This window comes from Herbaspirillum sp. B65 (genome assembly GCF_000333555.1).
Taxonomy (GTDB): domain Bacteria; phylum Pseudomonadota; class Gammaproteobacteria; order Burkholderiales; family Burkholderiaceae_D; genus Herbaspirillum; species Herbaspirillum rubrisubalbicans.
Map to the genome: position 1 here is coordinate 1 of NZ_BADI01000974.1, position 4,775 is coordinate 4,775.

The 4,775-nt window shown below is 59.4% G+C and carries 6 protein-coding genes and 1 pseudogene; 6 read left to right on the forward strand and 1 reads right to left on the reverse strand.

The genetic code is table 11. From position 1 onward, the window contains the following. The 5 genes and pseudogenes from I5W_RS33690 to I5W_RS22895 form a co-directional block, all read left to right on the forward strand. Positions 1-201, forward strand: a pseudogene (locus tag I5W_RS33690) (radical SAM protein); the annotation flags it as partial. Positions 202-233: 32 nt separating this feature from the next. Then, positions 234-368 (forward strand): hypothetical protein, encoded by a 135-nt coding sequence (locus I5W_RS33920; protein ID WP_256380794.1) that lies wholly within the window; start codon positions 234-236, stop codon positions 366-368. A gap of 29 nt (positions 369-397) precedes the next feature. Next, positions 398-1,453, forward strand: coding sequence for a bifunctional UDP-4-keto-pentose/UDP-xylose synthase (locus I5W_RS22885; protein WP_017450970.1), 1,056 nt, complete (start codon positions 398-400; stop codon positions 1,451-1,453). A gap of 296 nt (positions 1,454-1,749) precedes the next feature. After that, positions 1,750-2,691: a polysaccharide deacetylase family protein gene (locus I5W_RS22890; RefSeq protein WP_044530975.1), complete on the forward strand. Its 942-nt coding sequence runs from the start codon at positions 1,750-1,752 to the stop codon at positions 2,689-2,691. 50 nt (positions 2,692-2,741) lie between these two features. Continuing rightward, entirely contained in the window at positions 2,742-3,218 is a 477-nt protein-coding gene (locus I5W_RS22895) for a peroxiredoxin (RefSeq protein ID WP_017450968.1), read from the forward strand. Positions 3,219-3,387: 169 nt separating this feature from the next. Here the strand turns inward: I5W_RS22895 and I5W_RS31650 are convergent, their stop codons facing one another. Beyond that, entirely contained in the window at positions 3,388-3,684 is a 297-nt protein-coding gene (locus I5W_RS31650; RefSeq protein ID WP_148289182.1) for a hypothetical protein, read from the reverse strand. 17 nt (positions 3,685-3,701) lie between these two features. On the opposite strand from I5W_RS31650, the gene I5W_RS22900 reads away from it, so the two are divergent. Next, positions 3,702-4,775 (forward strand): PIN domain-containing protein (locus I5W_RS22900; protein ID WP_252717181.1); only part of this gene is annotated, 1,074 nt, incomplete at its 3' end.

Here is a 4,775-nt window from a genome sequence, read left to right on the forward strand (position 1 = left end):
GGCCACTGGCTCAGTTTCGATGAGATCAGCCGCGTCATCGGCGCCTTTGCCCGCCTGGGCGTGGGCCGGGTACGGCTGACCGGGGGCGAGCCGCTGTTGCGACGCCACTTGCCGGCGCTGGCGGCGCAACTATCGGCGCTGCCAGGGGTGGAGGAACTATCCCTGTCCACCAATGCCACGCAGATGGGCTGGTTCCGCCAGCAGCCCATCCTGCGTTGCAGCGGGCCCATGGTATGCAAGACAAGTTCTTCGAAGGCGGCAAGTTGTACGCCCGTTGTGGCGATGGCAACTTTCTCCAGATCCTGGGCATCCAGATCAATGATCAGGATGCTTCACTCAACAATTACCTGAAATACATGGCCTCCTGAAGTCCGGCCATTCACTAGCTCTCAACATTATGAAAAAAGTCCTCATTCTCGGCGTCAACGGCTTCATCGGCCACCACCTGTCCAAGCGCATCCTGGAAACCACGGACTGGCACGTCTATGGCATGGACATGATGACCGACCGTATCACCGACATCCTGGAAAACGAGGCCTACAAGTCGCGTATGCACTTCTTCGAGGGCGACATCACCATCAATCAGGAATGGGTGGAATACCACGTCAAGAAGTGTGACGTGATCCTGCCGCTGGTGGCCATCGCCACCCCCTCGACCTACGTGAACGCTCCGCTGCGCGTGTTCGAGCTGGACTTCGAAGCCAACCTGCCGATCGTGCGTTCGGCCGCCAAGTACAAGAAGCACCTGGTCTTCCCCTCGACCTCGGAAGTCTATGGTATGTGCCATGACGAAGAATTCGACCCGGAACAGTCCGAACTGATCTGCGGCCCCATCAACAAGCCGCGTTGGATCTACTCCTGTGCCAAGCAGTTGATGGACCGCGTGATCTGGGGTTATGGCATGGAGGCCGGCCTGAACTTCACCCTGTTCCGTCCGTTCAACTGGATCGGCGCCGGCCTGGATTCGATCCACACCCCCAAGGAAGGCTCTTCCCGCGTGGTGACCCAGTTCTTCGGCCACATCGTGCGTGGCGAGAACATCTCGCTGGTCGATGGCGGCCTGCAAAAGCGTGCCTTCACCTATATCGACGATGGTATCGACGCCCTGATGAAGATCATCGCCAACGAAGGCGGCGTGGCTTCCGGCAAGATCTACAACATCGGCAACCCGGTCAACAACTACTCCATCAAGGATCTGGCCGACATGATGTTGAAGCTGGCCGCCGAATACCCGGAGTATGCCGACACCGCCAAGCAGGTCAAACTGGTGGAAACCACCTCGGCCGCCTACTACGGCAAGGGTTACCAGGACGTGCAGAACCGCGTGCCCAAGATCACCAATACCTGCGAAGAACTGAACTGGTCGCCCAAGACCACCATGGCCGACACCCTGCGCAATATCTTCGATGCCTACCGCAGCCAGGTGGCCGAAGCCCGTGCATTGATGGATTGATGGATTGGTGAACTGATCTTCACCTTCATCGCATCACAGCAAACCGCGCTTGAAGCGCGGTTTTGCTTTTGTGGCCTGAGCGCGTGTACGCCGGGATAGTTGCTCTTTCATCAAGTAACAGATGCGCCGTTGTCACTGTATTGCGGTCTCATGGTGCGCCGCTGCATATTGTTCTCTCCGGCGCACAATGCTAGTCTCGCAACTTGTCACCAGCGGCAGCACTCCCCGTCTCGACGTAGCACAAGCAGCCACGCCATGCGGATCGCCGCCGCCCACCCTCTTTCCGGTTCAGCGAATTGCCCAAACTCACTCTCAAGATCGACGCCGACACCTACCGCGGCACCCGCGTGGGCGTCCCCAACCTGATCCAGCAATTGCGCCGTCACCATGCCGGCGCCACCTTCCTGTTTTCGCTTGGTCCCGACCATACCGGCTGGGCCTTGAAACAGATATTCCGTCCCGGCTTTTTCAGCAAGGTCTCACGCACCTCGGTGGTGGAGCACTATGGCTTGAAAACCCTGATGTACGGCACCCTGTTGCCAGCCCCGGATATCGGCAAGACCTGCGCTGACTTCATGCGCCAAGCGCAGCAGGCCGGCTTTGAATGTGGCATCCACACCTGGGACCACCGGGTCTGGCAGGATGACGTACGCACGGCCGACGCCCGCTGGACGGTGGAAACCATGCACCAGTCCCACCGCCGCTACCGCGAGATCTTCGGCGAAGTACCGCGCACCCATGGCGCGGCAGGCTGGCAGATGAACGACCACGCCTTCGTCCAGCTGGACCAGTTCGGCATGGCTTACTCCTCCGATGGTCGCTCCCAACTGCGCGAAGACGGCCGCCTGGCCGACCCGGATGCCGGTCCGCACCGTCTGTCGGCCTTCGGCAAGCCGCTATCCTGCGTGCAACTGCCCACCACGCTGCCGACCCTGGATGAAATCCTGGGCCGAGAGATCGGCGGCAAGCTGATCGATGCCGGTAATGCCGCCGAATTTTTGCTTCAGTTGACCAAAGAACCGCGTGACCATGTCTTCACCTTGCACGCGGAACTTGAAGGCCAGAAACTCGGCCCCATTTTCGAACGATTGCTGGCCGGCTGGCGCACCCAAGGCTATGAACTGGTCTCCATGGGTGACTACTACGACAGCATCAAGAATGACGTCCTGCCCATCCTGCCGATCGCCTGGGGCGAATTGCCTGGCCGTTCGGGCGAGATGATCGTGCAGGCCATGTAAGACCGCCAGTATCACTTCCACCAACAAGACTTCACCTACGGGGCGCCACTTTGACAGACCGACCATCCCTCCTGAACAAGACCGTGCCGGAATTCTCGGCCGCCATGACCAGTGGCAAGACCTTCAAGCTGGCCGATTACCGCGGCAAGAACCTGGTGCTGTATTTCTATCCCAAGGACAACACCCCCGGCTGTACCACCGAGGGCATCCAGTTCCGCGACCTGCATCCGCAGTTCCAGGCGGCCAATACCGAGATCTTCGGTATCAGCCGCGACAGCCTGAAGTCGCATGAAAACTTCAAGGGCAAGCTGGAGATGCCGTTCGAACTGATCTCCGACCCCGATGAAACACTGTGCACCATGTTCGATGTCATGAAGATGAAAAACATGTATGGCAAGCAGGTGCGGGGCGTGGAGCGCAGCACGTTTGTGATTGACGCCGCAGGCAAAGTGGTGAAAGAATGGCGTGGAGTGAAGGTTCCTGCACACGTGGATGAGGTGCTTTCCTTCATCAAAACCTTGGCCTGAATGAAGTTCGGTACCTGAAATAGACTGTCCGGTTGCTGCAGCGCAATATCCTGTCCGGCTTGCGCCTGACCTCCTGGCAGCAGGTAGCGATTCAGGCCGCGGCGCAGGTGCCTGGCAAGCGCCCACGACGCGTTCCAAACATGCGGTCAAACGATACAAGCCATTGAATTCAAATAGAAAAACGTTTGCTGGGAGCCGTTTCAGGTTGAGGCCTAAGGCCTGCCGAAACGGCTTTTTTACTTTTTACTTTGCCACCCCCGCTGCTTGCGCTGCTGTTTCCCTGGCCGTCCAGGCCAATCAAGCCCTCGCCCATCCCCTGTTGGACCGCATCCCGGTACCCTCCGGTGCGCGGTACGGCAGGTGCAAGGATTTCATTGGCATGACCGGTCCGGCAGCCCTGCGGCTCCCTTTGCTGTCTGATGTACTGCTTCACCTGTTCGCTCTGACAAAGCGGTGTTTTCTCCATCCACTTCCGAGGTCCTGATGCCCCTGCCCAAAATGCCGAGCAAACCAGCTTCGATGCTGTCTCCCGAGGACTACCCCAAGGCTGATCGCAACAAACCTGTCAAACCGAACATCACTCTCGTTGAAACCTCCGCTCCCGTAGTTGCACCCCAAGAAGTTGCAGTTGCCGTTGCCGACGTCTCCGATACCAAGGTCGCCGCGCCGCGTGCGCGCATCACCGGCAAGACTGCCGCCGTGACCGAAAAGCCGAAAACCGCGCCCAAGAGCGTAGAAGCACGTCCCAAGTCGACCACCAGCCGGGTCGCCGACAAGCTGGGCAAGTCCAAACTGTTCGTGCTGGATACCAACGTGCTGATGCATGATCCGACCTCGCTGTTCCGCTTCGAGGAGCATGACATCTACCTGCCCATGGTCACGCTGGAAGAGCTGGACAACCACAAGAAGGGCATGTCCGAAGTAGCCCGCAACGCGCGCCAGATCTCGCGCTCGTTGGATGCGCTGGTGTCAGACATCGCCGAAGACGCGATTGACCTGGGCATTCCGCTGTCCAAGCTGGGCAACAAGGATGCCAAGGGCCGCCTGTACTTCCAGACCAAGCTGCAGAACGCCGCCCTGCCCGAAGGCCTGCCCGAGGGCAAGGCCGACAACCAGATCCTGGGCGTGGTGCGAGCGCTGGACCAGCAGTATCCGGAGCGTCCGGTGGTGCTGGTGTCCAAGGACATCAACATGCGCCTCAAGGCGCGTGCCATCGGCCTGCCTGCTGAAGATTACTTCAACGACCATGTGCTGGAAGATACCGATCTGCTGTATTCGGGCATCCAGCAACTGCCGGACGACTTCTGGACCAAGCACGGCAAGGGCATGGAATCCTGGCAGGAAAGCCGCCACGGCAGCAGCTATACCTACTACCGTGTCACCGGCCCCTACGTGCCGTCGCTACTGGTCAACCAGTTTGTCTTCATCGAGCCCAAGAATGGCGAGCCGGCCTTCTACGGCCAGGTCAGCCAGATCAACGGCAAGACTGCCGTGCTGCAGACGCTGCGCGACTTCGGCCATGCCAAGAACAGCGTCTGGGGCATCACTGCGCGCACC

What these genes read in the sequence shown, in the direction of transcription:
- I5W_RS22885 (WP_017450970.1), top strand. Translation starts at nt 398, where the DNA reads ATGAAAAAAGTCCTCATTCTCGGCGTCAACGGCTTCATCGGCCACCAC.
- I5W_RS33920 (WP_256380794.1), top strand. Translation starts at nt 234, where the DNA reads ATGCAAGACAAGTTCTTCGAAGGCGGCAAGTTGTACGCCCGTTGTGGC.
- I5W_RS31650 (WP_148289182.1), bottom strand. Translation starts at nt 3,684, where the DNA reads ATGGAGAAAACACCGCTTTGTCAGAGCGAACAGGTGAAGCAGTACATC.